The sequence below is a fragment of the Burkholderia crassaminum genome (genome assembly GCF_964265005.1).
GTDB lineage: Bacteria > Pseudomonadota > Gammaproteobacteria > Burkholderiales > Burkholderiaceae > Burkholderia.
Map to the genome: position 1 here is coordinate 3,509,884 of NZ_OZ183799.1, position 25,521 is coordinate 3,535,404.

The following is a 25,521-nucleotide window of genomic DNA, read 5'->3' on the forward strand; positions in this document are numbered from 1 at the left end:
CCCGCGGCCGGACCAGCCGCCATGCTCAGGCCTGCGACGTGTCGCTGCCGTCCGTCGCCTGCGTGTCGTCCGCCTGCTGCTCGGGCTGCTCTTCCTTTTTCTTCTCGAGCAGACCTTCGACTGCCTCGGCGCCCTTGAAGCCGGCGACGGCAGCCGCCGCCTTGGTCAGCAGGCCCGCATCCGGATCCAGCTTTTCCGCGCCTTCAACGGCTGCGACTGCGCCAGCGATTTCACCCACGGTGTCCAGGATACCCATCGTCATCCCCTTTCAAGAAAATCGTGAGCGCATCGTCCCACGAAAAAAACCGGCAGACCGCGATTGTCATCACCGGATACACAAGTTACGCACCTGGCCGGCCGCGCTCGCCGAGCGCCACCGGAACGACGCACGCGCGGGCCTGACGGCACGCAGCGGGCGATGCACGCAGCGTAGCGGAAAGCCTTCGCGCGTACTGTAAAAGTATGTTCTGGATTGCCGACGGATCCCTTACGGCGCGGGGGTCTCCTGATGGAGCATTCGCCGAATAGTCGTGCGCGCGTATGAAGGTCGCGTGACGAAAAAAAAGAGGCACCTCGCGGCGCCCCTTCGATGCATGCCGGACGACTGCCGGCACATGTGTTCCGACGTTCGTCAGAAGATATTGCGCAGGCCGATCGCGATGCCGGTCTGGTTGTTGCGACCCGGCAGCTCGACGTTCGCCGCGCCGGTCGTCTTGTTGAAGTCGACGGTGCCGTAGACTTCCGTGCGCTTGCTGAGCGCGTACTCGGCGATGCCGACGACCGCGTAGCGGTTGCCGCTCGCGAGCGTGCCGTTCTCGGTCATCGCATTGCGCATGTGGTCGTAGTAGAACGCGCCCGTCAGCGTCAGCGGCGCGCTGACTTGCCAGCTCACGCCCGCGAACGGACCGTCGTCGATCCGGCCGGTGCCCTTCGCGACCGGAATCGTCTTCTGCGCGAGCAGGCTGTCGACGAAGCCGGTGTCGTCCTTCGAGCGCAGGTAGCCCGCGTAGATCTTCGCCTTGCTGAACGCGTACACGACGTTCGCGTGGTAGATCGTCTGCTTGCGCGCCGAGTTGTCGCTGTTCTGCTGCGCGCCGGCCGCGATGCTGAGCGGACCCATCACGTACGACAGCGACACGCCCCACGCATTGCCCTTGCCGAGCGAGCCCGGGATCTGGCCTGAGAAGCCGCCGGTGCCGGTCGATTCGTAGTTGGTACCGGTCGAGTACATCGCCTTCGCGGTCAGGCCTTCGAACTTGCCCGTGTACTTGATCTGGTTGTCCGCATACAGGCCGCCGCCGAGTGCGACCGGCAGCCACGCGTTTTCAAGGTAGTTGCCGACCGTCAGCGGATCGTAGGTATCCGACAGCAGGTCGAACAGCGGCGTCTTCTGGCGGCCGAGGGTCACCGTGCCGTACGGGCTCTGCAGGCCGACGTACGCTGCGCGGTTGAACAGGCGGCCGCTGTCGGCGAATGCGCCGTTCTGCAGGTTCACGCCGCTTTCGAGGTTGAACACGGCCTTCAGGCCGCCGCCGAGGTCTTCCGTGCCGTAAATGCCGAAACGGCTGTTCGTGATCGCGCCGTTGGTCATCGACAGCAGGCCGTCGTTCTTGGCGTTGGCGTTGGTCAGGTAACGGATGCTGGCGTCGGCGACGCCCCAGAGCGTGACCGAGCTTTGTGCGGCCGCGTACTGGCTGGCAAATGCGAGCGCGGCGCCCCCTGCGATGGCTGCGAGTCGGGTGGTCTGCTTCATGAGCTTTCCTTTTTGTAGGTGTCTCCATTCATGGCCGGCCGCGTGCGCAGCCGGGTGGCGATCGCTCACGTTCATGGCGCGCGCGATGTGGGCTGAATCATATGACGAGTGCAATCGTTGAAAGAAATTGAAATGCGCGGTAACGGCGGAACTGTCGCCCGCGCACAACGCTGCGCGTGCGAGGCGCGCCCGGCGGGCATCGGATGCCGCACGGCATCCTCCGGCTACGCGGCTTACGGAATGTCGGATCTGTAAGCATCACCCTGCGGGCGCAGAGGAACCGGCAGGCGGCCGGGGTCGCCGGCGGGATGCCCCGTCACGCCTCCGCCGTCGGCTCGCCGTGCGTCGCGCGCCGCCGCCACGCACGCCGGAGGATCTCCGCGAACGCACCGGCGAGCAGCAGCACGGCGCCCCACAGCGCGAGCGCCGGCACGAGCCGCGTGACGAGGCCGCCGGCCACCGCGCCGGCCAGGAAACAGAAGCTGATCGTCGCGAGCAGCGCCGAGTCGTGCAGCGCACCCGCGTCGTAGCGCGGGATCAGCCCGACGAACAGCTTCTGCGCGGCGCGGCGCAGGTTGCCGGTCGTCATCACCGACGTGTACGACAGTTCCTCGAGATGGGTGAACGACAGCGTCTGCAGCGTCGCGACGAACGAAATGCCCGGAATCAGCCATGCGCTCGACGCGCCGACGAGGCCGCTCGCGGCGACGCCGAGAAAGGCGATCTCGACGAGCAGGCTCGCGAATGCGGTATGCCGCATCCAGCCGCGCTGCGCGGCGAGGCCGAGCAGGTGCGCGACGAACACCGCCACCACGAAACCGCCGAGCGGCGGCACGTGGTGCAGCGCGGCCGCCCATTCGCCGGCCGACACGTTGATGCCGAGCAGCGCGACGTTGCCGGTCATCGTGTTCGCGAACACGTGGCCGTGGCCCACATACGTGTACGCGTCGAGGTAGCCGCCGGACAGCGTCAGCAACGCGGCGACAGTGAGATTGCGGCTGGCGCCGTCGAGATCCATCGAGCCTCCCGTGTAGATTCGCGCCAGTATGGCGCACGGGCAGCCAGTTTGAGCCGGTCACTGCCCGATGCCCGTGAGCCCGATCAGCGCGCCGCCCGCGAGCAGCCACAGCGGATGGATGCGCGTGCGCCACGCGAGCACCGCGCACGCGGCCGTGATGCCCCACTGGATCGCCGTGCGGTTCGACGCCTCGGAGATCAGCACCGCGCTCGCCGCGACGAGCCCGGCGGTGACGGGCATCATCCCCTGCTGCACGTAGCGGCGCCACGGCCGATCGCGAAAGCGCTCCCACGCATGCAGCGCGAGCACGGTGACGAGCGACGACGGCCCGAACTTCGCGAGCGACGCGACCAGCAACCCGCTCCAGCCGGCCACGTGCCAGCCCACCAGCGACACGATCATCATGTTCGGCCCGGGCGCCGCCTGGGCCAGCGCGAACAGCGCGGTGAACTCGTGCGCGCTCATCCAGTGATGGACATCGACGACCTGCCGCTGCATCTCCGGCAGGATCGTGTTGCCGCCGCCGAACGCGAGCAGCGACAGCTGACTGAAGATCGTCGCGATGGCGATCAGCGTGTCGCTCATGGCCGCCCTCCTTGCTGCGGGTCGCGCGCCGCGGCCGGCACCGGCTGCGGCGTGCCTGCGTCGCGGCGGCGCGACGCGAGCCAGATGCTGACGGGCGTCAGCACGAGCATCGTGGTCAAGAGCGGGATGCGCAGCACCGCGATCGCGACGAACGCGAGCACCGCGATGCCGGCCGCCGCAGGTGCGTGCCGCAGCGGCTTCGCGACCTTGACGGCCATCGCGACGAGCAGCCCGGCGGCCGCGGCCGCGAGCCCCGAGAACAGGTGCTGCACGTGCGGATCGTTCTGCGTCTTCGCGTACAGCACGCCGAGCGCGACGACGACGAGCGTCGGGCCCGCGATCAGCCCGAGGATGCCGGCGAACGCGCCGGCCACGCCGCGAAAGCGCATGCCGACGGCCACCGACAGGTTGATCACGTTGCCGCCCGGCAGGAACTGGCACAGCCCGAGCAGATCGGTGAATTCGTCGGCGGAGAGCCACTTGCGCTCGTCGACGATGGTGCGCCGCGCGAACGGCAGCGCGCCGCCGAACGACATCAGGCCAAGCGACAGGAAACCGGTGAACAGCTCGGCGAGGCCGACGCTGCGGGGCGCCGCGGCAGGCGGCGGGGCGGCGGGTGGAAAAGCGGATTGCATGGTGCTCCTCACTAAACGGTGAACCGAGGTTACCGCCGTTCCGGATCGTGGCAAAACGATTTTATCGGCGCGCCCTTGTGATCTAGAATCACAAGCATGGCACGCGATCTCCCGCCCTTTTCCGCGCTTCGGGCCTTTGAAGCCGCGGCACGACATGAAAGCTTCAGCGCCGCCGGCGACGAGCTGCATGTGACTCACGGTGCCATCAGCCGGCAGATCGCCGGGTTCGAGGCATGGCTCGGCAAGCCGGTGTTCCACCGCTACGGCAAGCGCGTGAAGCTCACCGACGAAGGCCGCCGCTACCTGGACACCGTACGCGCGGCATTCGACAGCATCGCGCACGCGACCGAACAGCTGCGCAACACCGGCGCGGCGCGCGTGCTGCGCATCAACGCGCTGCCGACCTTCGCGATGAAATGGCTGCTGCCGCGCCTGTCGCGGTTCCAGCGCGACGTGCCGAACGTCGAGCTGAAGCTGTCGACGTCGAATGCGCCGCTCGACACGCTGAACGGCTTCGACGTCGCGATCCGCCGCGGCCCCGGCCACTGGCCGAACTGCACGAGCGGCCACTTCCTCGACGAAAGCGTGATTCCGGTCTGCAGCCCCGCGCTGCTCAAACGCGCGCCGATCGCGCGCGCGGACGATCTCGCGCGCCACGTGCTGCTGCATTCGGATACCCGGCCGGAAGGCTGGCGCGACTGGTTCGCGGCGGCCGGCGTGACGATGAAGGGGCGCAAGCGGCAGTCGTTCGACCACTTCTACCTGGCGCTGCAGGCGGCCGTCGACGGGCTCGGCGTTGCGCTCGGCCCGTTGCCGCTGATCGACGACGAGCTCGCGAGCGGCCGGCTGGTGATGCCGCTGGAGGGGCCGCGCATCGCGACCCGCAGCTACTGGTGGATCGCGCCGCGCGCGCCGGCCGACGATCCGCTCGTCGCGCAGTTCTGCGCGTGGCTGCAGACGCAGTCGAACGTCGGCGCGTAGCGCATCGACGTTCGACGCGGAAGATGACGCGGGCGGCAGGACACCGCCCGCCGGCGGTTCAGACCACCGGGCCCGGTTCCTTTTCCTTGCGCAGGATCGCGTACAGGATGATCGCGCCGAAGGTCGCGGTGCCGATCCCGCCGAGCCCGAAGCCGCCGATCTTCAGCGAGAAGTCGCCGGCGCCGAGCACGAGGGTGACGGCCGCGACGATCAGGTTGCGGTTGTCGGAGAAGTCGACCTTGTTGACGACCCAGATCCGCGCGCCCGTCACCGCGATCAGCCCGAACACGACGATCGACACGCCGCCGAGCACGGGGCCCGGGATCGTCTGGATCACCGCGCCGAACTTCGGCGAGAAGCCGAGCACGATCGCGATCAGCGCGGCGACCGCGAACACGAGCGTCGAGTAGATCCGCGTGACGGCCATCACGCCGATGTTCTCCGCGTAGGTCGTCACGCCCGTGCCGCCGACGCTGCCCGACACGATCGTCGCGAGCCCGTCGCCGATGAACGCGCGGCCCACGTAGCGATCGAGGTTCGCGCCCGTCATCGCGCTGACGGCCTTGATGTGGCCGAGGTTCTCGGCGACCAGGATCACCGCGATCGGCGCCAGCATCAGCATCGCGTGCGGATCGAACACCGGCGCGCGGAAGCTCGGCACCCCGAACCAGGCCGCCTGCCCGACGATGGAGAAATCGATCGGCTTGCCGAGCCCCATCCCGTTGGTCGCGACCGCATAGATCGCGTAGGCGATCACCAGCCCGACGAGGATCAGCAGGCGCTGCACCATGCCGCGCGAGAACACCGCGACGCCGCCGACGCACAGCACCGTGACGAGCGCCATCACCGATTCGAAGGTCGACGCGGACACGCCCTTGACCGCGATCGGCGCGAGGTTCAGCCCGATCACCGCGACCACCGCGCCGGTCACGACCGGCGGCATCAGCGTCTCGATCCAGTTCGTGCCGATCACCTGCACCAGCGCGCCGATCGCGACGTACACCACACCACACGCGATGATCCCGCCGAGCGCGACCGGGATGTTCGGGTTCGGGCCGCTGCCGCCGTAGCCGGTCACCGCGATCACGAGGCCGATGAACGCGAAGCTCGAGCCGAGGTAGCTCGGCACGCGGCCGCCGACCAGCACGAAGAACAGCAGCGTGCCGATGCCGGACATGAAGATGCACAGGTTCGGGTCGAAGCCCATCAGCAGCGGCGCGAGCACGGTCGAGCCGAACATCGCGACGACGTGCTGCACGCCCATCGCGACCATCTGCGGCCACGCGAGGCGCTCGTCGGGGCCGACCACGCGCGATGCCGCGCCGGTCGATTGCACCCGCCAGCGCGGGAAGTAGGAATCGGACATGGGGAAAAGGGCTCCTGTCGTTCGGTCGCCGGCTGCGGAGGATGCGCCGGTCTGGAATCTGGCGCGAGTTTACGGAGCGGAAATGGGGCTGGCAAGCGCGGCAAGCCCGGACGGGCCGACGGGACGCTGCGTATTGCATCGACCGAAAAATAGGGGCGGACGGGTATCGTCTCCGTCTCACGGCACTGGAGGCGCGACGGTAAATCCGCCGACAATGCACGTCGCGGGCACATCGATTGATGAAATGGCGCCAGTCTGACCATCAGCGGGCCGCTCAACGCAATTGCTGCCTTCAGCCGCATGGCCGGATTCAATTCGTTCGCTTGCGACTACGCGTTCGGATTCTCCGACCTCGGACAATCGACGAAAACGCCCTTCCGGGAAATCAAATGAATCGCGCAGTCTCCCTTCTCGCATTTGCCTTTACCGGCATCGCATCCGGATACGCCGCAGCCGGGCTGATGCTCGCCTTTGCCCCGATGTGTGGTTACGACTGCGAGAACCGGTCCGCCGGCATATTCATCTCGACGGTCGGCACCTGCCTGCTCGGTTTTGTTCTGGTTGGTCACCTTGCCACGCGACGCGCGCACGTCACCGTCAAGCGATTCTCGCTGACGGCCCTGTGCCTGTCCGCCGCCGTACTGCTCGCAGCAGGCTGCTGCTACGTCGCAGAACTTCACCGACACTACCGGGAAGCCGAAGCGGCCCGGCCCGTCCAGACGGATTTCGATTTCATGTACATGGCCATCGTGACGCGCGAGGTACCGACGTACAGCAAGGCATCGCGCGGTTCCGTCGCGGTATCAGGCACGATTCCGCGCTGGCAGCGATGTGCCATAGACGGCGCGTGGTGCGATACGCAGCCACGCCAGGCGCACATGCGGTGCAAGACCGGGGAGGTCTATGTCAATGAAGCAGACTGGCCGGCGTTTTCCCTCATTCCCGAAGAGAATATTCGAGGCGCGGTGCCGATGAAGTCGATGAAACTGTGTGCACCGGGAAATATCCCGGATGACTGAGCAAGCGCCCATTCGTGACAAACCGAAGTCGGCGCCTCGCCCCGGTTCCGGTCCGTTGGGACCCACTACCGGCCGCAACGCAAGCGTGCGCTCACATCGCAGCCGGCGCGTCATACATCAGGGATTGATGTACTGGAACAGCGACAGGTTCTGCAGCTGCGCGTAAGCCTTCTGCGAGCCCGTCAGCGCGTTCTGCATCTGCAGGAACTGGCTGATCGTCGACACCATGTTGGTGCTCGTCAGGTCGGCCAGGTTGCTGGTGACCTGCAGCGTGTTGGTCTGGTTCACCGTCTGCATCGCCTTCACTTGCTGCACGCGGCCGCCGACCGACGCCTGCACGGTGAGGACGTTCGTCATCATGTTGTTCAGCTTCGTCGTGCCGGTGGTCATCGCGTTCTGGAGCGCGGCCGCGGCAGCGGTGTTGCTGCTGACCGGCACCTTCAGCGCGGCGATCATCGAGTCGAGCGCCGCGAACACGTCGGTGCCGGCCTTCGGCGCCGGCGTGACCGTGAACGTGTCGCCGGGGGCCGGGCTACCCGACACGGGCACCGACAGGCCGTTGCCGAGCGTGATCGCGGCGCCGGCCGAATACGGCTGCGCGGCAGTCGTGGTCGGCGGCGCGACGGTGTTGTCGGTGACCGTATAGGTCGGCGCGGCGGCCGTGCCGCCGAACGCGATCGTGAACTGGTGCGTATTGGTCGCGGCCGACGGGCTGGTGATCGACACCGCGCCGATCGTGCCCGTCCCCGTGTTGCCGGCACCGGCGACCGGCACCGGCTGGCTGCCGAGCATCGGCACCGACTGGAACACGCTCGCGCCCGTGTCGCCCTGTGCGACCGTGGTCGAGTCGGCGATCTGCACCTGGCGCGAACCGCCGTCGCCGCTGTACGTCACGCCGCCGCCCGGCGCATTCGCGAACGGCGCGGTGGTCGACTGGAAGCCCGCGAACAGGTAGTTGCCCGAGCCGTCCGTCGAGTTTGCGAGCGTCAGCAACTGGTTGCGATAGCCCTGCAGCTGCGTCGACAGTGCCGAGCGATCGCTGTCGGACAGCGAGCCGTCGCCGGCCTGGATCACGACCGTATGAATGCTGTTCAGCAGGTTGTTGACGCTGTAGAGCGTCTGGTCTTCCGCCTGCAGCGACGACAGCGCGGTGTTCTGGTTCGACGAATACTGCGACAGCGTCGCCGACGTCATCGACAGCTGCACCGCCTGCGCGGCGCCGAGCGGGTTGTCGGCAGGCGTCGAGAGGCTCACGCCGCTCGAGATCTGCTGGTACAGCTGCGAGAGCTGCGCCTGCTGATCGTTCATCTGCGCGACGTTCATCTGGTAGAACTGCGTGGTGGAAATCCGCATCGCTTTGATCCCCGAAATCAGTTGAACAGGCCGAGCACGGTCTGGAACAGCGTCGACGCGGTCTGAATCACCTTCGCGTTCGCCTGGTAGAGCTGCTGGTACTGCATCAGGTTGGCCGCTTCCTCGTTCTGGTTCACGCCCGACACCGACTGCTGCGCTTGGGTGATCTGGCCGATCAGCGAAGTCTGCGCGGCGCTCGACGACTTCAGCTGGCTCGTCGTGTTGCCGATGCTGTTCACGTAGTTCGCGTACGCACCCGTCAGCGTGGTCGAGCCGTTGCCGAACGCCTTCGAGTTGACAAGCTTCGACAGCGCGAGCGCGTTGCTGCCGTCGTTCGTGCCGCCCGTGTTCGGTGCGACCTTGAACGTGTCGCCGGCCGTGGGCGTGCCCGACACCGTGACCGTGACACCGGCCGTCAGCGTGATCGGCGAGCCGGACTGGAACGGCTGCGCGGCCGTGGTCGTCGGCGGTACGGCCGTGTTGTCGGTGACCGTGTAGGTCGGGCTAGCAGTCGTGCCGCCCATCGTGATCGTGTAGTTGTGCGGGTTGGCCGCGGCCGTCGCGCTGGTGACCGACAGCCCGCCGATCGTCCCGGTACCCGTGTTCGTCGTGGTGGCTGACGGCACGAACGGCGCCGCCGCCGCGATCGCCGAGCCGTTCGACGTCGCGAGGCCGAAGCCGTTAAGCGCGCCGCGCGTCGGCAGCACGGTGAACTGGTCGCCGGGCTGCATCTTGCCGGATGCGATCGAAAAGTTCAGGCCGCTCGCCCCGCCGAGCGTAACCGGCATCGGCCCCTTCTGCTGGTCGACCACCGTGCCGGTCGCGCGATCGGTCAGCGTGTAATTGGTACCGTCGTACGACAGCGTGTAATCGCTCGTGGTCGGCTGCGCCGAATTCGCGAACGACACGGACAGCGTCGCGGTGCCGGTGTTGCCCTGGTTCGCGTACGTGGCCGGCGTGCCGGTCGTGAACAGGTTGCCGCCGACGTTGCCCGACTGGTCGAGGCCGAGTGCGTTCTGCGCGTTGACCTGCGCGGCGAAGCTGGTCGCGATCGCGCCGAGCTGCGCTTCGGCCGGATCGAGCGTCTGGCTGCGGAACGCGAGCAGGCCGCCGAGCGTGCCGCCCGACAGCGACGTGCTGGACAGGGCCTGGTTCGGCCCCTGCGGGTTCGCGCCGGCGATGCCCTGCGACACGACGGTCAGCTCGCTCGGATCGGACGGCGACGTAACGGCCGCGAGCTGGTAGCTCGTGTTCGAGACGACCAGCGGCGTGCCGCCCGCGAGAAACACGCTGTAGCCGTCGCTGTTGCGCACGACCTGCACGCCCGCGAGGTTCGACAGGTTCGACACCGCGAGGTCGCGCTGGTCCATCAGCTGGTTCGGCGGCTGGCCCTGGCTGCTCGCGGACGCGATCTGCTGGTTCAGCTGGGCGATCTGCGCGGTGTACGCGTTGATCTGTGTGACGGTGCTCGAGATCTGCGTATTGACGCTCTGGCGCAGCGCGTCGTACTGCTGGCCGGCCGCGGTGATCTGGTTCGCGAGCGTCTGCGCATTGCTCATCGCGGTCTGCCGCACCGACGAGTCGGATGCGCTGTTCGCGACGTTCTGCAGCCCGGTGAAGTAGCTCGTGATCGAGGACGAGATGCCGGACGTCGGGTTGCCGACGTAGTTGTTCAGCTGCGTGACGAGCGAATACCACGTCGACAGCGCGCCGCTCTGCGTCTGCGCGCCGTTCAACTGATCGCTCAGGTATTGGCTGTACTGCCGCTGCACGGTGACGGTGTTCACGCCCTGCGGCATGTAGCCGCTGCTCGTGTACTGGCCGCTTGCCTCGGCATAGACGGGGCGTTCGACCGAATAGCCCGGCGTCGCCGCGTTGCTGATGTTCTGGCCGGTCGTCGTGAGGCCCCAGAGCGCGGCATTCAGGCCGCTGACACCGAGGTTCATGAGTGAGTTGGACATGCGCGATCCTGATAAGCCGGCCGCACTGCGGCCGCCGGGTTGCGTGACTCCCGGTATAACGGCCGCTTCTGGAAAAAATTGAGGAAAAAATGCACGCGCGACGCGCGCTCGCGCGCGGCCGGTGAAAGCGTGCGCCGGCAGTGCCGCACACGTTGCGCGAGCGGCCCCGGGCGGGGCCGGCCGCCGCTTGCGCGTCAGGCCCGCGCGAGCGAGCGGCGCTTCATCTCGAGCTGCGTGATCAGCCGCTGCAGCGTGTTCTCCGCGCTGCCCGGCAGCGACATGTAACGGAAGCCGAGCTGGTAGCGGCGCGACCCGTTCGGCATCTGCGTCGAGCGCTGCGACACGAGTTGCAGGTCGAGCGACAGCTTGCCGTGGCCGGTCAGCTCGAGCTCGACGTCGGGCAGCAGCGTGCCGACCTCGAGCGCCTCGACGCGTTCGTCGGCCGTGCGCAGCCCCACGCCGCCGAGCGACAGGTTATGCACTTCGAACAGGAAGCTCTCGCCGTCCGGCAGCTTGCCGCGGCACACGTACGGATCGACGACCGGCGCATCGACGCGGAAATACTCGCGGCGCTGGATGCACATCAGGACGTCGGGGAAATCGGCGACGAACGCGGGCAGCCCCTCGTAGCGCGTCTCGCGCGGCGTGCCCGTGGAGAATTCGACGCGCACGCCCTCCGGCGCGGCCGCGAACGTGCAGTGCGACGCGCCCAGGATGCCGGCGTTCTGCTCCGACAGCGCACCCCAGTCGAACGTGAACGTCCGCGCGCCGACATCCACCTCGAGCAGGCGCGTGACGAGCTGGCCGCCCGGATACTGGACGGTCAGGAAATCGCCGCGGTTCACGAGGTTGCGCAGCTGCACGCCGATTTCCAGCGGATTGCGGCGGGCATAGTCGGGCCCGGAGTGGCCTGCATCCAGGCTGGGGTCCGTCGACGTTTCGATATTCATGGCTAGCCGGTCTTTCTTGTCATGGGCGCCCGGGCAACCGGTGCGCAATAAAACCGGGCCAGAACGGGGGCCCGGTCGCAGGTCTCTCACACTTAGCGGCAGTGCTGACCGAAAGTTTAGATCGAAACGGGGATTTTTTTCGCGCAAACGTTGAAACCGCGCGCGGCGGGCTGCCGGGCGCGGTCCAGAGGGGATGACAGCGGTAGCCGACGGGGCCGTCAGCCGATCTGCTGCATGATCGAAATCAGCTTCTTCGCGTAGTTCGGGTCGGTCGCGTAGCCGGCCTTCTGCATTCCGTGCGCGAAGCCTTCGACGCTGCGGCTCGCGCTCAGCACGCCCGAGTAGCGTGGATTGTTCTTCAGCAGGCTCGCGTAATCGGTCATCGCGTGCTCGTACGAATCGTACGCGCGGAACTTCGCGACCACGCGGCGCGGCGTGCCGTTCACGTATTCCGTCGTCAGCGCCGACACCGTGCGGCCGGTCCAGCCCTTGGTCGCCTTGATGCCGAACACGTTGTAGCTCGTCGAGCCGTCGTTCGCGCGGATCTCGCGCTTGCCCCAGCCCGATTCGAGCGCGGCCTGGCCGACGATGAAACGCGCCGGGATGCCGGTCGACGCGCTGGCCGCCTGCGCGGGGCCCGCGAGCCGGTCGACGAACGCGTCGGCGTCCTGCACGCCGCTCGCGCCCTTCAGCGGCGGCGTCAGCGCGCTGCCGGCCGAGTAGCCGCGCGTGCCGGCGAGCCCGCCGTTGTTCGCCGCGTTCGCGTAGGCCTTCGCCATCGCGTTCATCGCGGCGAGGCCGCCTTCGTTACCGGACGTGCCGAGGCCGCCCGCGCCGACGTCGGCCGCCGTGTCGCTGCCCGCGCCCTGCCCCGCATTGCGCAGCAGCTGCTTCATCAGCGCGTCGGCGACGCCGATCCCGCGCGTCGACATCTGCTGCGCGAGCTGCTGGTCGAGCATCGACGTGTACAGCTTCGACGTATGCGAATCGAACAGCCCGCCGTCAGGCGACGCGTCGCGCATGCTCTTGAGCATCATCTGCGTGAACATCGCGTCGAACTGGCCGGCGACCGCCTTCGCGCCGGCCTGCGGCGACTGCTTCGCCTGCGCGCGCAGTGCGTCGAAACCCTGCACGTCGAGCGCAAAGCGCTGCGTGAGGTCGTTCGCGTTCGGGAGAGAGGCTGCCATTTAGATGATCTCCAGGTCGGCGCGCAGCGCGCCGGCGGCCTTCATCGCCTGCAGGATCGACATCAGGTCCGCGGGCGTCGCGCCGAGCGTGTTCAGCGCCTTCACGACGTCGGCGAGATTCGCGCCGGCCGTCACCATCTTCAGCGCGCCGTTGTCCTGCTTGAGCTGGATCTGCGACTGCTGCGCCACCACCGTCTGCCCGTTCGAGAACGGCCCCGGCTGCGACACCACCGGCTGCGTGTTGACGACGACCGACAGGTTGCCGTGCGCGACCGCGCAGCTCTGCAGCGTGACCATCTGGTTCATCACGATCGAGCCGGTGCGCGCGTTCAGGATCACCTTCGCCGCGGCCTTGTCCGGGCTGACGTCGAGGTTCTGCAGCCGTGCCATGAACGCGACCTGCTGCGCCGAATCGGCCGGCGCCGCCAGCTGGATCGTGCGGCCGTCGAGTGCGGTCGCGGTGCCCGGGCCGAAGCTCGAATTGACTGCCGACACGATCCGCTGCGCGGTGCCGTAGTCCATGTCGTTCAGCTGCAGCTGCAGCACGCCGTTCATCTGTGCGATCGCGTTCGGCACCGCGCGCTCGACGATCGCGCCGCCGACGATCCGGCCGGCCGCGAGCTGGTTCACCTGCACGCGGCTGCCGTTCGCGCTGGCGCCCGCGCCGCCGACCGCCATGTTGCCCTGCGACAGCGCATACACCTGGCCGTCCGCGCCTTTCAGCGGCGTGAGCAGCAGCGTGCCGCCGCGCAGGCTCTTGGCATTGCCGAGCGACGATACCGTCACGTCGAGCGCCTCGCCGGGCCGCGCGAACGGCGGCAGCGTGGCGGTCACCATCACGGCCGCGACGTTCTTCAGCTGCATGTTGCTCAGTTGCGACGCGCCGCCGTTGGCCGAGCCGTTGTTGATCGAGATGCCGAGGTTCGCGAGCATGTTCGCGAGCGTCTGCGTCGTGAACGGCGTCTGCATCGTCTGGTCGCCCGTGCCGTCGAGACCGACGACGAGGCCATAGCCGATTAGCGGGTTGTCACGCACGCCCTGGATCTGCGCGAGATCCTTCAGGCGTTCCGCGTGCACGGGCGCCGCGCCGAACAGGCAGGCCGCGGCCACCGCCGCGAACACGGCGGCGAGCCGCGCGGCGGTATGCGCGCGGGCCGACAGGCGGTCGAGAAGCGTCTTCTGCATCGTCATCACCACGGCGCGATGTTGAGAAAGAAGCGCTGCAGCCAGCCCATCGTCTCGGCTTCGTTGATGTAGCCCTTCGCCGAATATTCGATCTTCGCGTCGGCGACCTGCGTCGAGTAGACCGAGTTCGCACCCGAGATCGTGTTCGGGTTCACGACGCCCGAGAAGCGTACGAATTCGTTGCCCTGGTTGATCAGCATCTGCTTCTCGCCGCTGACCACCAGGTTGCCGTTCGGCAGCACGCCGGTGACGGTCACCGTGATCGTGCCGTTGAACGTGTTCGCCGCGCTCGCGCCGCCGGTCGCCGCGAACTTGTTGTCGCCCGACGCGGACAGGTTCGCCTTCGCGAACAGCCCGCCGAGGAAGCCGGCCGTCGGCACGTTGAAGTCGGTGTTGCCCTGCCGGTTCGTGTTCGCGCCCGACGACTTGGTCGCGTTGATGTTCTCCGCGATCATGATCGTCAGGATGTCGCCGACGTTGCGCGGCCGCTGATCCTCGAAGAGCGGCCGCCCCGCGTAGCCGGGGTTGTAGATCGAGCCGGGCGCCTGCATCGACATCGGCCTCGGCGGCTGCGCCGTCATCGGCTGCTGGATGATCGGGTCGTGCGGGATCTGCGCGCAACCGGCGGCGAGCGCCGCCACCGCGACCGCGCATGCGGCGCGGACGGTGGCTGACGGGAGGAGGCGAACCTGCTTCATGGCGACGACGGGACTTTCCGGTTAGCTCTTCATCTGCGTGACGGTCTGCAGCATCTGGTCGGACGTCGTCACGGCCTTGCTGTTGATCTCGTAGGCACGCTGCGTCTGGATCATGTTGACGAGCTCCTGCACGACGTTCACGTTCGACGCTTCGACGTAGTTCTGGTTGAGCACGCCCGCGCCGTTCAGGCCCGGCTGCGACACGTTCGGCGCGCCCGACGACGTCGTCTCGGAGAACAGGTTCTCGCCGCGCGCCTCGAGGCCGGCCGGGTTGATGAAGGTCGCGATCTGCAGCGCGCCGATCTGCACCGAATTGGTCGAGCCCGCCTGCGTGACCGTCACCACGCCGTCCTTGCCGATCGTCAGCGACGTCGCGTTCTGCGGGATCGTGATCGCCGGCAGGATCTGGTAGCCGCTCGACGTGACGAGCTGGCCCTGCGCGTTGGTCTGGAACGAGCCGTCGCGCGTGTACGCGTTCGTGCCGTCCGGCATCACCACCTGGAAGAAGCCCGCGCCGTTGATCGCGACGTCCTTCGAGTTGCCGGTCTGCGTGAGGCCGCCCTGCGTGTACAGGCGCTCGGTCGCGACCTGCTGCACGCCGGTGCCGAGCTGCAGGCCCGACGGCAGCTCGGTCTGCTGCGTCGAGTTCGCGCCCGGCTGGCGGATGGTCTGGTACAGCAGATCCTCGAACACCGCGCGCGACGCCTTGAAGCCGTTCGTGCTGGTGTTCGCGAGGTTGTTCGAAATCACGTCCATCTGCGCCTGCTGCGCATTCATGCCGGTGGCGGCGATGTAGAGCGAACGGTTCACTTGTCGATTCTCCTGCGTAAGCTGGCGCGGGCGCTCAGCTGAAATTGAGCAGCTGGTTCGCCGACTGCTCGTTCTGGTCGGCCGTCTGGATCAGCTTCGACTGAAGCTGGAACGCGCGTGCGTTGTCGATCATCGCGACCATCGCGGTCACCGGGTTGACGTTGCTGCCTTCGAGCGAATTCGGCGTGACGACCACGTTCGGGTCGGCGTCGGCCGGATTGCCGTCGGCGGTGCGGAACAACCCGTCGTTGCCGCGCGTGAGCGTGGCCGGATCGGGATTCACGAGCTTCATCTGGTCGACGATCGCGACCGCCGTCGGCGGGTCGCCCGGCATCAGCGCGGACACCGTGCCGTCCTTGCCGATCGTCACTTCCGCGTTCGGCGGCACCGAGATCGGGCCGCCGTTGCCGACCACCGGCAGGTTGCTCGCGTTGACGAGCTGGCCGTTCTCGTCGACGTGCAGGTTGCCCGCGCGCGTGTACGCCTCGCTGCCGTCGGCCGCCTGCACCGACAGCCAGCCGGCGCCCTGCACGGCGACGTCGAGCGGGTTGCCGGTGCGCGTGATCGGACCCGGTGCGTAATCGGCGCCGGGCGTCGACGCGAGCACGTAGGTGCGCGTCGTCGTCGGGTCGATCGTGCTGCCGTCGCCGAAATTCATCGGCACCGCGCGATATGTCGCGAGCTGCGCGCGAAAGCCCGTCGTCGACGCGTTCGCGAGGTTGTTCGCGACGATCGCCTGCTGGTCGAGCGACTGCGACGCACCTGTCATCGCCGTGTAGATCAGTCGGTCCATGGCTGAGCGTTATCCGCGCTTACAGGTTGATGAGCGTCTGGTCGACGGTCTGCTGCGTCTTGATCGTCTGCGCGTTCGCCTGGTAGTTGCGCTGCGCGGTGATCAGGTTGACGAGCTGCGACGTGAGATCGACGTTCGAGCTCTCGAGCGCGCTGCCCTGCAGCGTGCCGTGGTTCGTGCTGCCCGGCGCCGAGACCTGCGGCACGCCCGACGCGGAGCTCTCCGCGTACTGGTTGCCGCCGAGGTTCACCAGCCCGTTCGGGTTGTTGAAGTTCGCGAGCACGATCTGGCCAAGCACGGCGGTCTGGCCGTTCGAGTAGTTGCCGGTCAGCTTGCCGTCGGTGCCGATCGTGTAGGTCGTCAGCGTGCCGCTCGCGTAGCCGTCCTGCGCGAGGTTGTTCACGCCGTCCTTGCCGCCGTACTGCGTCGTGCCGGTCAGGTCGAGCGTGAGGTTCTGCGGCGTCGCCGAGCCGTCGGTGTTCGGCACGGTGAACTGGAACTGGCCGAGCGACGTGGTCGGCGTGGCCGGCGTGCCCGTCGTCGTGCTCTGGATCGCGCCCGACGAGTTGAACGTGACCGTACCGAGGTCGGTCGTCGCGCCACCCTGCACGCCCGCGTACGCTTCCCACGTGCCGGCCGCCGACTTCACGAAATACATGTTGACCGCTTGCGAGCCGCCGAGCGAGTCGTATACCTGGATCGACGTCGAGTAGTTGTACGTCGTGTTGTCGGTCGCGCTGAACGGCGTCTTGGCCGGCACCGTGTCCTGCGAGTTCAGGTTGAACTGGGCGGAGATCTTGGTCGTCGCGGTCGGCGCGATGTTGGTCGTCGGCGCCTGCAGCGGCACGGTCTGCGCGGTGTTGATCACGCCGCCCGCGTTGGCCATGTAGCCCATCAGGTTGCGGCCTTGCGAGTCGATGATGTAGCCGTTCTTGTCACGCTGGAACGTGCCGTCGCGCGAATACGTCGTCACGCCGTTGTTCGACATCTGGAAGAAGCCGTTGCCGTTGATCGCGACGTCGAGCGACGAGTTCGTCGTGGTGACCCCGCCCTGGCTGAAGTTCTGCTCGACCGAGTTCAGCGCCGTGCCGATGCCGATCTGCGTGTTGGTCGACGTCGCGACCGAGTTCGCGTACATGTCGGCGAACTGCGCGGTGCTCGACTTGAAGCCGACCGTGTTCGCGTTCGCGATGTTGTTGCCGATCACGTCGAGCGCGTTCGATGCACCCGAGAGGCCGCTCAGACCCTGTTGATAACCCATTTCGGTCTCCGTTTCGAGAATGCTCGATCAGTATCAGTTGGTGGTGGTGCCGCCGGACGAGGACGAAGACGACGCGGACGACGTGGTGTTCGGGAAGATCGACGCGACCTGGGACAGCCCCACCGTCGTGCCGTTCGACAGCACGAGCCCCGCCGTGCCGTCCGCCTGCTTGATCACGCTCTGCACGGTCGAGGCCGCGAGCGTCGTGGCCGGCTGCGGCGTGCCGTTGCTGTCGGTGTACGACGCGGTGACGGTGTACTTGCCGTCCGGCAGTGCGTTGCCCGCCGAGTCGGTCGGCTTCCAGTTGAACGGCACGGTGCCGGCCGACTGCGCGCCCGCGTTGATCGTGTTCACCACGGTGCCCGCCGCGTTCTTCACGGTGATCGTCAGGTTCGACACCGAACTCGCCAGCGACACGCCGAACGGCGACGCCGCGCCGCTCTTCACCGCAACCGCGTTGCCCGGCGCGAGCACGTTCGTGCCGATCAGCATCGCGGCCTGCGTCTGCTGGCCGGCCGTGAGCTGCGTCGACAGCGACGTGAGCGACGTGTTCAGCTGCGCGATGCCGCTCACCGTGTTGATCTGCGCGAGCTGCGAGGTCATCTGCGAGCTGTCGACCGGGCTGGTCGGATCCTGGTTCTGCAATTGCGTGACGAGCAGCTTCAGGAACGTCGCCTGCAGGTCGCTCGCCGACGTGCCGTTGGTCGACGACACGTTGTTGGTGTTCATCGTGTCGGTCGGCAGGTTCGACACGCTCGTGCCGTTGCTGCCGATCGTCGTGCTGGAGGAAGCCATCGTGGGTAACCTTCTGTCTGAACTTTCGGAACTGTCGGGTCTGTAAGGTCGGTTGGCGCGCGGCTTACGAGCCGATCGTCAGCGTCTTGAGCATCAGCGTCTTCGCGGTGTTCAGCGTCTCGACGTTGGCCTGGTACGAGCGCGACGCCGAGATCATGTTCACCATCTCCTGCACCGGATCGACGTTCGGCATCTGCACGTAGCCGTTCGCGTCGGCGGCCGGGTTCGACGGGTCGTAGGTCGACTTCATCGGCGACGGGTCGTCCATCACCTTCGTCACGCGCACGCCGCCCACGCCCTGGCCGGACGCGGTGCGCGCACCGCCGATCGGGTCGGTCGCGAACACGACCTGCTTGGCCTTGTACGGCTTGCCGTCGGGGCCGGTCGCGCTGTCGGCGTTCGCGAGGTTCGACGCGGTGACGTTCAGGCGCTGCGACTGCGCGGACAGCGCCGAGCCGGCGACGCCGAAGATGTTCATCAACGAAGGCATGGAAGCTCCTTTTGCTCGGATTCGGAGGCGGTGCGCGCCGTCACTGGTTCGTCGAGATCGCGGCGATCATCGCCTTGATCTGCTGGGTCATCACGGTCATCCCGGTCTGGTAGTGCAGCGCGTTGTTCGCGAACTGCACGCGCTCGACGTCGAGATCGACCGTGTTGCCGTCGAGCGACGGCTGCAGCGGCATCCGGTACTGCGCGCGGCCGTAGTCGTCCGCCGGGCCGCCCGTCGGGATCAGCTTCGCGGTGCCGGCCATGTGGCCCGCCGCCGTCGACACCATCGACATGCCGCTCGTCACGCCGGCCGGCCGCGTCATCGGCAGTTGCCCGGCGTTGCTCGGCGCGAGGCCGCCGCCCGCCTGCTTCAACGAGCGCGCGAGCGTCGACGCGAAATCGACGTCGCGGGCCTGATAGCCGGGCGTGTCGGAGTTCGCGATGTTCGACGACAGCAGTTCCTGCCGGTAGGCGCGCACGTCGAGCGCCTGTCGGCCGAACGCGAATTCCGCATCGAGTTTGTCCAGCATGTGTGCGTCTCTCCGTATGAAGCGCTGCACGCCCCTCGCGCCGGATGGCGACCCGAGAGGCTTTTTTCCATGACAGCGATGGTAGGCGCCGGACGCAACCGGCAATCGGGCGAATAACGCGGCAAAGGCCCCCTCTATTCATCGTTTGCGCGACGGCCCCGCTCCCTAGAATGCGAAGCGGAGCAACGGATCGGGGATACGGCGATGACTGGCAGCGCACTTCGCGGCAGGAACGGGCGGCTCACGCACGTCCGGCGTGCGTTTGCGCGTGCGTTTGCGCGTGCATTTGCGCTCGCTGCGGCGCTGTGGATCGCCGCCCCGGCCGCGCACGCGGACGACGGGATGATCGTGATTCCCGGACGCGGCGAGACGGCCGAAACCGCGCTCGCGCACGCCAATGCGGCGAGCGGCGGGCCGTTCGGCGGGAATGCGGCGACGGGTTCAGTCCTGGCGCCGGACGCGGGTCGCGCGGCGAGCGGCGCGGGTGCCGGCGCTGCCGGCTACGCGCCGCAACCGGCCGGCACGATGGTCGTGACGACCGTCCCGCCGCCGGCTCCTGCGCCGGCCGCTGCGCCTCGCCCCGTCTACGCAGCCGCCCGCACGAACGCCGGATACGGCACGCCGCGCGCCGCCGATCCGAATGCGATCGCGACGGTCGTCGCCGGCACGGCCGAGCCCGCGTCGAATCCCGCACGGCCCGCCCCGCAGCCGGCGATCGCCGCGCGCGTGGCGGCGGCCCGCGCCGCGTCGGCCTTACCGGCGCCGCGCACGACGGCAGGTTCCGCCAACCCGGCCCCGGCGGCCAATGCGGCCCAGCCCGTGACACCGCCCGGCCAGCAGGATCCCGAGTCGATCCGCCGCGCGGCCCTCGCGTTCCTGCAGCAACAGATCGCGGGCTTGCCCGGCAAGCCCTCCGCGACGGTCACGACCGCGTTTCCGCGCGGGCTCGCCGCGTGCACGACGCTCGAACCGTTCCTGCCGACCGGCGCGCGCCTGTGGGGCCGCACGACGGTCGGCGTGCGCTGCGCGGGCGAGCGGCCGTGGACCGTCTACCTGCAGGCGAAGGTCACCGTGCAGGCCACTTATTACGTCGCCGCGCGCCAGATCGCGCCCGGCGAGCCGCTCTCCGCGGCCGACCTGGTCGCCCGCGACGGCGACCTGACGGTGCTGCCGCTCGCGGTGATCACCGATCCGGCGCAGGCGATCGGCTCGACCGCGCTCGCGCGCATCTCGGCCGGGCTGCCGCTGCGGCAGGACCTGCTGAAGAGCGCGGCGTCGGTGTCGGCCGGCCAGACGGTGCGGGTCGTCGCGGCCGGGCCCGGGTTCACGATTTCGGCCGAGGGCAGCGCGCTGGCGAATGCCGCGCCCGGCCAGTCGGTACGGGTGCGAATGGCGGCGGGCCAGATCGTCACGGCGATCGTCAAGGACGCCGGCACCGTGGAAATTCCGTTATAGGGACGGATCTCGCCGCAAGAGTGTAAAGAATTGTTTATTCGGAGCATTTCGGGCTCGCGATGCTAAAGTTCGGGCCGACCCGGCCGTTATCTGGGTCAAACCGAACAGGAAACCCATCGTGAAGATCGATTCCACTCCGAACCCGAGCCCTCTGGCGCCGACCGGCAACGGCGCGAACCGTGCGCAATCCGGCACGGCCTCGTCTTCGTCCGCGCAAGCGGGCGATGCAGGGTCGACCGGCGGCGACACGACCGTGAACCTGTCGGGTCTGTCCGGCCAGCTGCGTTCGGTATCCGCGTCCGGCAACGGCGACATCGACACGGGCCTGGTCCAGTCGATCAAGGACGCGCTGAACAACGGCACGCTGACGATCGACGCGAACAAGATTGCCGACGGCGTATTGAATACCGCCCGCGAGCTGCTGCAGCAGCAGCGCCCGGGCAGCTGAAGCCGGCCTCGCGAGGCCGGTCCCCCGGTTTGCCGGCGCCCAACCCGCGCCGGCACGACGAGCATGACGCGATGAGAGAAGAGCTGCTGGCCACGGTCAACGACGAACACGCGACGGTCGAGGCGTTCGCGTCCCTGCTCGCCTACGAGGAAAAGGCGCTCACGATGGCCCAGCCGCTCGAGATGCTGCCCGGGATCGTCGAGAAGAAGAGCGAGCTGATCGACCGGCTCGCGCAGCTCGAACGCACGCGCGACACCCAGCTTTCCGCACTCGGCTTTCCGTCCGGCAAGAAGGGGATGGACCAGGCCGCCGAGCGCGATGCACGCCTCGCCGGCCGCTGGCAGCTGCTGCAACAGTCCGCCGAACGCGCGCGCCAGGCCAATGCGAACAACGGGATGCTGATCCGGATCCGGATGGACTACAACGAGCGCGCGCTCGCGGTACTGCGCTCGGCGCCCGCGCCGGCCGGCGTCTATGGCCCCGACGGGCGCGTATCGGCACTCACGCGCTGAAACACTGACTGACCGGCGGCGGCGCCGCCGCTACCGTCCCTGCCGCACCTCGTAGCACCTCGCCGCCGTTCGCGGCATCTCAAGTTTCGACAGACCGGGCTCGAACCCGGCAACCACGGTCCCTTCCGATACACGGCTGCGCAGCCGCGCCGCCGTTCCGTCACAACAATCAGAAGAGGGCCGCATGCCATATTTCCGCATTCCGTTGCCATACCGCGTCGCCGCCGTTTCCGCCGTCGCGGCGCTGGGCGCCGCATTGACGCTCCCCGCCGCGCAGGCCGCCGGCTCCGCGCCGCTGCCCACGCCGACGGGCGACATGTCACTGTCGCCGGCCGGCCCCGACATCGTGCCGCCGGCCGCATCGAGCACACCCGGCGCGACGCCGCGCGCGTCGCGCCGCGGCTCCGACACCTACACCTACCTGCGCTGCTGGTACCGGATCGACGCCGATCCGCTGAAGCCGGCCGCGACCTACGAATGGGCGCGCGACCCGGCCGGCGGCGACTGGTATCGCGTGTCCGGCTACTGGTGGGCGGACGGCATCACGCAGTGGAAGAACATGTTCTACAGCACGACGGCGCAGGACACGCTCGCCGACGTATGCCGCAAGACGCTGGCCGCGAAGGGCATCAAGTCCGACCTCGTGCAGGCGGTCGCGGCGAACAACGCGCTGTCGTTCAACTACACGGTGTGGACCGTCGACGCCGCACAGCAGGACGCGCGCGTCAACAAGCTGATCGTATTCGGCGACAGCCTGTCCGACACGCAGAACATGTTCAACGCGAGCCAGTGGAAGCTGCCGAACGCCACGAGCTGGCAGGCGGGACGCTTCAGCAACGGCCCGGTGTGGGCGGAATATCTCGCGAACGCGCTGCGGCTGCCGTTCTACAACTGGGCAATCGGCGGTGCGGCGACCGACCAGTACCTCGTCGTGCCGGGGCTCGTGCAGCAGATCGACTCGTGGCGCGAATACATGGATCGCGCGCCGGACTACCGGCCCGCCAACACGCTGTTCGCGGTGTTCGCGGGCGGCAACGACCTGGTGAACTACGGGCGCTCGCCCGAGCAGGCGGCGAATGCGGTGCGCGACAGCCTCGAGCGGCTCGCCGCGGCCGGCGCGACGCGGATCATGCTCGTCACGCTGCCGGACGTGTCGCGCGCCCCGGTGTTCGCGACACGCACCGACACGGCGAGCGTCGCCGCGCAGGTCAAGGACTACAACCAGCGCCTCGCCGACGCGGCCGCCGCGCTGCGCGCCCGTTACGGCGCGACGTTGCGGCTCGAGGTGTTCGATGCGTACGCGCTGTTCGACGACCTGCTGAACCACCCGGCCCAATACGGCTTCGACGACGCGAAGCGCTCATGCCTCGACATCCCGAAACCGTCGTCGCTCACCTACCTGAGCGCGCAGACGCCGCGTGCGGACTGCCGCGACCCGGCGCGCTTCGTGTTCTGGGACACGCTGCACCCGACGACACGCACGCACGCGTGGCTCGCCGAGCGGATCGCGCCGTTCGTGCGGGCGCGCCTGCTGAACTGACCGGCGCGGGCGGCGGTGCCTACAGCAGCGGACACGCGGTGACCTGCGTGCCGCGCGCCACACACTGCCGCTCGTAGTCGCGCAGGTACGCGCGCTCGTCGTCGTCCAGCAGGTCGAGATCGATCAGGTCCCAGTCGTAGCCGACCGTCACGATGTTCTCGAACGTCACGGTATCCGGCTCGGCGTCGTCCTGACGGATGATCACGATGTTCTCGATCCGCACGCCGCCCTTGCCCGGCAAGTAGATGCCCGGCTCGACCGAAATCACCGCATTCGGCACGAGCCCGTACTGCGCGCCCGGCGCGAACCGCACGCCGCCCTCGTGCACGTGAATCCCGACGCCGTGCCCGGTGCCATGGCCGAAATCGTGGCCGTGATCGCGGCACACCTGCCGCACGAGCGCATCGACGTCGCCGCCCTTGGCCGTGCTCGGGAAGCGCGTGACGAGCCCCTTGATGCAAGCCTTCAGCGCGACCGTATAGATCTCGCGCTGCCACGGCTGCGCGACCGTCTCCGGGTGCGTCCGGCGCAGCACCACGCGCGTGCAATCCGTCGCGAAGCCTGCTTCGTAATACGCGCCGCTGTCGAGCAGCACAAGTTCGCCTTCCGTCAGCTCGACGTCGGCGCTCGCCGCCGTGTAATGCGCGAACGCGCTGTTCGCACCGTTCGCCGCGATCGACGGAAACGTCAGCGCGACCGCCGAGCGCGCGCCGTACGCGTCGTTGATCGCGCGCGCCAGGTCGTATTCGGTGTGGCGCTTGCCCGGCTCGCCGGCTTTCGCCCAGCGCATCGTCTCGGCGATCGCCGCGGAACTGCGCGCAAACGCGTCGCGGAACCGGTCGAGCACCGCCGGCGTCTTGCCGGCCCGCATCGCCTCGACCGGGTTGAAGTCGGCATGCCGCGCCTGCGGCCACACCCGCTTCACCGCGTCGACGAGCGCGCAGTTCACCGATTCGAAGCCGTAGCACACGTGATCGACCGCGAACGGCGCGAGAAAGCGCTCGAGCGCCGCGACATCGCGCCGGATCACATGCAGCGCCGGATACGACTCGAGCGTGACTTCGCAGCGGTCGCAGCCTTCCGGCAGGAACAACACAACCTGCCCGCCCACCGCGAACAGGAAGCCGAGGTGCGACGACGCATTCGGGATGTGATAACCGCGGCTGTTCAGCAGATACGCGAGGTCATCCGATGCGCAGGTGAAGAAGGCGGTCTTGCCGTCCGGCGCGCCGGTATGCGCGGCGAGCTTGCGGTTCAGCGCGTCGAAGTTCTGCGCGACGCTCAGGCCGGTCATCGCTTCCGGCACCTCGAAGATCGGCCGCTCGACGACCCAGCCCGGCAACGCGATCGCGCGATCGATCTCGCGCTCGGCGAGACTCGTCCAGTCGAGCGACGCGGCCTGTGTCTGCTCGAACAGGCGATCGCGCTGCCCGACGCTGATCCGCCGCGCGTCGTAGCCGACCCGTGCGAGCCGGCTCCCGTGTGCGACCAGCCAGTCGGCCATCGCCCGCCAGATCGTCACGTCCATCGCGAGCTTCTCGATGCGCACCCGCGCCGGATCGCACTGCTGCTCGGCCTGCAGGTGATAGCGGCCGTCGACGAACAGCACGAACGGCGGCAGCCCGAGCGCCTGCGCGGTCGCCGCGCTCAGGAAGATCCCGCAGCCGGCCGAGCCGTCGAAACCCGATACCGCGTAGCGCGGATTGTTGGCGAGCGGCAGGTACTCGGTCACGTATTCGTCCTGCGACGTGACCAGCACCGCGTCGAGCCGCGCGGCATCGAGCAGGCGCGACAAACCGGCCTGCGTGTCGGCGACGGACGCGTCGTACGGGGGAAGGCCGGAGAAGCTGTATTTCAGTCGATCGATCATCGGAAGCCCGTTATGCATTGTTGTCGGCGGCCGGCGGTGACGCGGCGGGGGTGCAGGCCCGAGGCAGGGCTGACGCGGCTCGGCGCCGCCGCACGGTCGACGCTCGACCCGGCGCGGCATGGCGCCGGGCCGCCGTACCGTCCCGGCGGCAGGCCCTTGAAAAAATTTCGTCTCACTTAACTTTTTTTGATGCGCGCGACAGAATCTAGAGCACGCTGAAATTGAGGTCAAGCCAAAATTTTCGTAGGGCTAAAATCGGCGCGACGCTTGCGCATTCCGGCACAGCGTGAATTCACCCGGCAACACCGCGCGGTACAATGCGCCGGC

Annotated in this window: 25 protein-coding genes; 6 read left to right on the forward strand and 19 right to left on the reverse strand. The window is 68.1% G+C overall.

Annotated elements, in window-relative coordinates; translation table 11 throughout:
• Positions 1–25: 25 nt before the first annotated feature.
• From ACPTTF_RS16295 to ACPTTF_RS16315, 5 genes are all read right to left on the reverse strand, one after another.
• Positions 26–256: a hypothetical protein gene (locus ACPTTF_RS16295; RefSeq protein ID WP_166962625.1), complete on the reverse strand. Its 231-nt coding sequence runs from the start codon at positions 254–256 to the stop codon at positions 26–28.
• A 375-nt stretch (positions 257–631) separates the two neighbouring features.
• Positions 632–1,753 (reverse strand): porin, encoded by a 1,122-nt coding sequence (locus tag ACPTTF_RS16300; RefSeq protein ID WP_166962623.1) that lies wholly within the window; start codon positions 1,751–1,753, stop codon positions 632–634.
• A gap of 316 nt (positions 1,754–2,069) precedes the next feature.
• Complete coding sequence (locus ACPTTF_RS16305; protein ID WP_423371744.1) at positions 2,070–2,771, reverse strand: YoaK family protein; 702 nt, start codon at positions 2,769–2,771, stop codon at positions 2,070–2,072.
• A 57-nt stretch (positions 2,772–2,828) separates the two neighbouring features.
• A complete protein-coding gene (locus ACPTTF_RS16310; RefSeq protein ID WP_166962619.1) occupies positions 2,829–3,356 on the reverse strand; it encodes a chromate transporter in 528 nt (175 codons plus the stop codon).
• Positions 3,353–3,991, reverse strand: a complete 639-nt coding sequence (locus ACPTTF_RS16315; RefSeq protein WP_423371745.1) for a chromate transporter — start codon at positions 3,989–3,991, stop codon at positions 3,353–3,355. Before ACPTTF_RS16315 ends, ACPTTF_RS16310 begins: the two co-directional genes overlap by 4 nt.
• 96 nt (positions 3,992–4,087) lie before the next feature.
• On the opposite strand from ACPTTF_RS16315, the gene ACPTTF_RS16320 reads away from it, so the two are divergent.
• The gene (locus tag ACPTTF_RS16320; RefSeq protein ID WP_423371746.1) at positions 4,088–4,972 is read left to right on the forward strand and encodes a transcriptional regulator GcvA; all 885 of its coding nucleotides are present in this window, start codon (positions 4,088–4,090) and stop codon (positions 4,970–4,972) included.
• A gap of 58 nt (positions 4,973–5,030) precedes the next feature.
• On the opposite strand, the gene ACPTTF_RS16325 is transcribed toward ACPTTF_RS16320, so the two are convergent.
• Positions 5,031–6,338 (reverse strand): solute carrier family 23 protein, encoded by a 1,308-nt coding sequence (locus ACPTTF_RS16325; RefSeq protein WP_423371747.1) that lies wholly within the window; start codon positions 6,336–6,338, stop codon positions 5,031–5,033.
• Between the two features lie 389 nt (positions 6,339–6,727).
• On the opposite strand from ACPTTF_RS16325, the gene ACPTTF_RS16330 reads away from it, so the two are divergent.
• A complete protein-coding gene (locus tag ACPTTF_RS16330; protein WP_423371748.1) occupies positions 6,728–7,357 on the forward strand; it encodes a hypothetical protein in 630 nt (209 codons plus the stop codon).
• A 117-nt stretch (positions 7,358–7,474) separates the two neighbouring features.
• On the opposite strand, the gene flgL is transcribed toward ACPTTF_RS16330, so the two are convergent.
• The 12 genes from flgL to ACPTTF_RS16390 all read right to left on the reverse strand — a co-directional run bounded on the left by flgL (position 7,475) and on the right by ACPTTF_RS16390 (position 19,369).
• Complete coding sequence (gene flgL, locus ACPTTF_RS16335; protein WP_423371749.1) at positions 7,475–8,710, reverse strand: flagellar hook-associated protein FlgL; 1,236 nt, start codon at positions 8,708–8,710, stop codon at positions 7,475–7,477.
• A 17-nt stretch (positions 8,711–8,727) separates the two neighbouring features.
• A complete protein-coding gene (gene flgK, locus ACPTTF_RS16340; RefSeq protein WP_423371750.1) occupies positions 8,728–10,671 on the reverse strand; it encodes a flagellar hook-associated protein FlgK in 1,944 nt (647 codons plus the stop codon).
• A gap of 194 nt (positions 10,672–10,865) precedes the next feature.
• Positions 10,866–11,621, reverse strand: a complete 756-nt coding sequence (locus ACPTTF_RS16345; protein ID WP_021164374.1) for a flagellar brake protein — start codon at positions 11,619–11,621, stop codon at positions 10,866–10,868.
• A 218-nt stretch (positions 11,622–11,839) separates the two neighbouring features.
• The gene (gene flgJ / locus ACPTTF_RS16350; protein WP_423371751.1) at positions 11,840–12,808 is read right to left on the reverse strand and encodes a flagellar assembly peptidoglycan hydrolase FlgJ; all 969 of its coding nucleotides are present in this window, start codon (positions 12,806–12,808) and stop codon (positions 11,840–11,842) included.
• Positions 12,809–13,993 carry a flagellar basal body P-ring protein FlgI gene (locus ACPTTF_RS16355; protein ID WP_423371752.1) on the reverse strand — a complete coding sequence of 395 codons (1,185 nt, stop codon included), beginning with the start codon at positions 13,991–13,993 and terminating at the stop codon, positions 12,809–12,811.
• 5 nt (positions 13,994–13,998) lie between these two features.
• Complete coding sequence (flgH, locus tag ACPTTF_RS16360) at positions 13,999–14,691, reverse strand: flagellar basal body L-ring protein FlgH (protein WP_423371753.1); 693 nt, start codon at positions 14,689–14,691, stop codon at positions 13,999–14,001.
• Between the two features lie 21 nt (positions 14,692–14,712).
• Positions 14,713–15,501: a flagellar basal-body rod protein FlgG gene (gene flgG / locus ACPTTF_RS16365; RefSeq protein ID WP_166962600.1), complete on the reverse strand. Its 789-nt coding sequence runs from the start codon at positions 15,499–15,501 to the stop codon at positions 14,713–14,715.
• A 34-nt stretch (positions 15,502–15,535) separates the two neighbouring features.
• Positions 15,536–16,294: a flagellar basal-body rod protein FlgF gene (gene flgF, locus ACPTTF_RS16370; protein WP_166962598.1), complete on the reverse strand. Its 759-nt coding sequence runs from the start codon at positions 16,292–16,294 to the stop codon at positions 15,536–15,538.
• A gap of 19 nt (positions 16,295–16,313) precedes the next feature.
• The gene (flgE, locus tag ACPTTF_RS16375) at positions 16,314–17,555 is read right to left on the reverse strand and encodes a flagellar hook protein FlgE (RefSeq protein WP_166962596.1); all 1,242 of its coding nucleotides are present in this window, start codon (positions 17,553–17,555) and stop codon (positions 16,314–16,316) included.
• A gap of 33 nt (positions 17,556–17,588) precedes the next feature.
• Positions 17,589–18,350: a flagellar hook assembly protein FlgD gene (gene flgD / locus ACPTTF_RS16380; protein ID WP_166962594.1), complete on the reverse strand. Its 762-nt coding sequence runs from the start codon at positions 18,348–18,350 to the stop codon at positions 17,589–17,591.
• Between the two features lie 64 nt (positions 18,351–18,414).
• Positions 18,415–18,840 (reverse strand): flagellar basal body rod protein FlgC, encoded by a 426-nt coding sequence (gene flgC, locus ACPTTF_RS16385; RefSeq protein WP_021164156.1) that lies wholly within the window; start codon positions 18,838–18,840, stop codon positions 18,415–18,417.
• Positions 18,841–18,880: 40 nt separating this feature from the next.
• Positions 18,881–19,369 (reverse strand): flagellar basal body rod protein FlgB, encoded by a 489-nt coding sequence (locus ACPTTF_RS16390; protein ID WP_423371754.1) that lies wholly within the window; start codon positions 19,367–19,369, stop codon positions 18,881–18,883.
• 204 nt (positions 19,370–19,573) lie between these two features.
• Between ACPTTF_RS16390 and flgA the strand changes: the two genes are divergently transcribed.
• The 4 genes from flgA to ACPTTF_RS16410 all read left to right on the forward strand — a co-directional run bounded on the left by flgA (position 19,574) and on the right by ACPTTF_RS16410 (position 23,324).
• Complete coding sequence (flgA, locus tag ACPTTF_RS16395) at positions 19,574–20,824, forward strand: flagellar basal body P-ring formation chaperone FlgA (protein ID WP_423371755.1); 1,251 nt, start codon at positions 19,574–19,576, stop codon at positions 20,822–20,824.
• A 118-nt stretch (positions 20,825–20,942) separates the two neighbouring features.
• The gene (gene flgM, locus ACPTTF_RS16400; protein ID WP_423371756.1) at positions 20,943–21,272 is read left to right on the forward strand and encodes a flagellar biosynthesis anti-sigma factor FlgM; all 330 of its coding nucleotides are present in this window, start codon (positions 20,943–20,945) and stop codon (positions 21,270–21,272) included.
• A 71-nt stretch (positions 21,273–21,343) separates the two neighbouring features.
• A complete protein-coding gene (locus ACPTTF_RS16405; RefSeq protein WP_166962587.1) occupies positions 21,344–21,784 on the forward strand; it encodes a flagella synthesis protein FlgN in 441 nt (146 codons plus the stop codon).
• A 184-nt stretch (positions 21,785–21,968) separates the two neighbouring features.
• Positions 21,969–23,324 carry an SGNH/GDSL hydrolase family protein gene (locus ACPTTF_RS16410; RefSeq protein WP_423371757.1) on the forward strand — a complete coding sequence of 452 codons (1,356 nt, stop codon included), beginning with the start codon at positions 21,969–21,971 and terminating at the stop codon, positions 23,322–23,324.
• Between the two features lie 19 nt (positions 23,325–23,343).
• Here the strand turns inward: ACPTTF_RS16410 and ACPTTF_RS16415 are convergent, their stop codons facing one another.
• Positions 23,344–25,194, reverse strand: a complete 1,851-nt coding sequence (locus ACPTTF_RS16415; protein ID WP_423371758.1) for a M24 family metallopeptidase — start codon at positions 25,192–25,194, stop codon at positions 23,344–23,346.
• Positions 25,195–25,521 lie beyond the last annotated feature (327 nt).

What these genes read in the sequence shown, in the direction of transcription:
- ACPTTF_RS16330 (WP_423371748.1), top strand. Translation starts at nt 6,728, where the DNA reads ATGAATCGCGCAGTCTCCCTTCTCGCATTTGCCTTTACCGGCATCGCA.
- ACPTTF_RS16390 (WP_423371754.1), bottom strand. Translation starts at nt 19,369, where the DNA reads ATGCTGGACAAACTCGATGCGGAATTCGCGTTCGGCCGACAGGCGCTC.
- ACPTTF_RS16355 (WP_423371752.1), bottom strand. Translation starts at nt 13,993, where the DNA reads ATGCAGAAGACGCTTCTCGACCGCCTGTCGGCCCGCGCGCATACCGCC.
- ACPTTF_RS16300 (WP_166962623.1), bottom strand. Translation starts at nt 1,753, where the DNA reads ATGAAGCAGACCACCCGACTCGCAGCCATCGCAGGGGGCGCCGCGCTC.
- flgK (WP_423371750.1), bottom strand. Translation starts at nt 10,671, where the DNA reads ATGTCCAACTCACTCATGAACCTCGGTGTCAGCGGCCTGAATGCCGCG.
- ACPTTF_RS16345 (WP_021164374.1), bottom strand. Translation starts at nt 11,621, where the DNA reads ATGAATATCGAAACGTCGACGGACCCCAGCCTGGATGCAGGCCACTCC.
- flgC (WP_021164156.1), bottom strand. Translation starts at nt 18,840, where the DNA reads ATGCCTTCGTTGATGAACATCTTCGGCGTCGCCGGCTCGGCGCTGTCC.
- flgL (WP_423371749.1), bottom strand. Translation starts at nt 8,710, where the DNA reads ATGCGGATTTCCACCACGCAGTTCTACCAGATGAACGTCGCGCAGATG.
- flgF (WP_166962598.1), bottom strand. Translation starts at nt 16,294, where the DNA reads ATGGACCGACTGATCTACACGGCGATGACAGGTGCGTCGCAGTCGCTC.
- flgD (WP_166962594.1), bottom strand. Translation starts at nt 18,350, where the DNA reads ATGGCTTCCTCCAGCACGACGATCGGCAGCAACGGCACGAGCGTGTCG.
- flgJ (WP_423371751.1), bottom strand. Translation starts at nt 12,808, where the DNA reads ATGGCAGCCTCTCTCCCGAACGCGAACGACCTCACGCAGCGCTTTGCG.
- flgH (WP_423371753.1), bottom strand. Translation starts at nt 14,691, where the DNA reads ATGAAGCAGGTTCGCCTCCTCCCGTCAGCCACCGTCCGCGCCGCATGC.
- ACPTTF_RS16320 (WP_423371746.1), top strand. Translation starts at nt 4,088, where the DNA reads ATGGCACGCGATCTCCCGCCCTTTTCCGCGCTTCGGGCCTTTGAAGCC.
- ACPTTF_RS16405 (WP_166962587.1), top strand. Translation starts at nt 21,344, where the DNA reads ATGAGAGAAGAGCTGCTGGCCACGGTCAACGACGAACACGCGACGGTC.
- ACPTTF_RS16325 (WP_423371747.1), bottom strand. Translation starts at nt 6,338, where the DNA reads ATGTCCGATTCCTACTTCCCGCGCTGGCGGGTGCAATCGACCGGCGCG.
- ACPTTF_RS16315 (WP_423371745.1), bottom strand. Translation starts at nt 3,991, where the DNA reads ATGCAATCCGCTTTTCCACCCGCCGCCCCGCCGCCTGCCGCGGCGCCC.
- ACPTTF_RS16295 (WP_166962625.1), bottom strand. Translation starts at nt 256, where the DNA reads ATGGGTATCCTGGACACCGTGGGTGAAATCGCTGGCGCAGTCGCAGCC.
- ACPTTF_RS16310 (WP_166962619.1), bottom strand. Translation starts at nt 3,356, where the DNA reads ATGAGCGACACGCTGATCGCCATCGCGACGATCTTCAGTCAGCTGTCG.
- flgA (WP_423371755.1), top strand. Translation starts at nt 19,574, where the DNA reads ATGACTGGCAGCGCACTTCGCGGCAGGAACGGGCGGCTCACGCACGTC.
- ACPTTF_RS16305 (WP_423371744.1), bottom strand. Translation starts at nt 2,771, where the DNA reads ATGGATCTCGACGGCGCCAGCCGCAATCTCACTGTCGCCGCGTTGCTG.
- flgE (WP_166962596.1), bottom strand. Translation starts at nt 17,555, where the DNA reads ATGGGTTATCAACAGGGTCTGAGCGGCCTCTCGGGTGCATCGAACGCG.
- ACPTTF_RS16415 (WP_423371758.1), bottom strand. Translation starts at nt 25,194, where the DNA reads ATGATCGATCGACTGAAATACAGCTTCTCCGGCCTTCCCCCGTACGAC.
- ACPTTF_RS16410 (WP_423371757.1), top strand. Translation starts at nt 21,969, where the DNA reads ATGCCATATTTCCGCATTCCGTTGCCATACCGCGTCGCCGCCGTTTCC.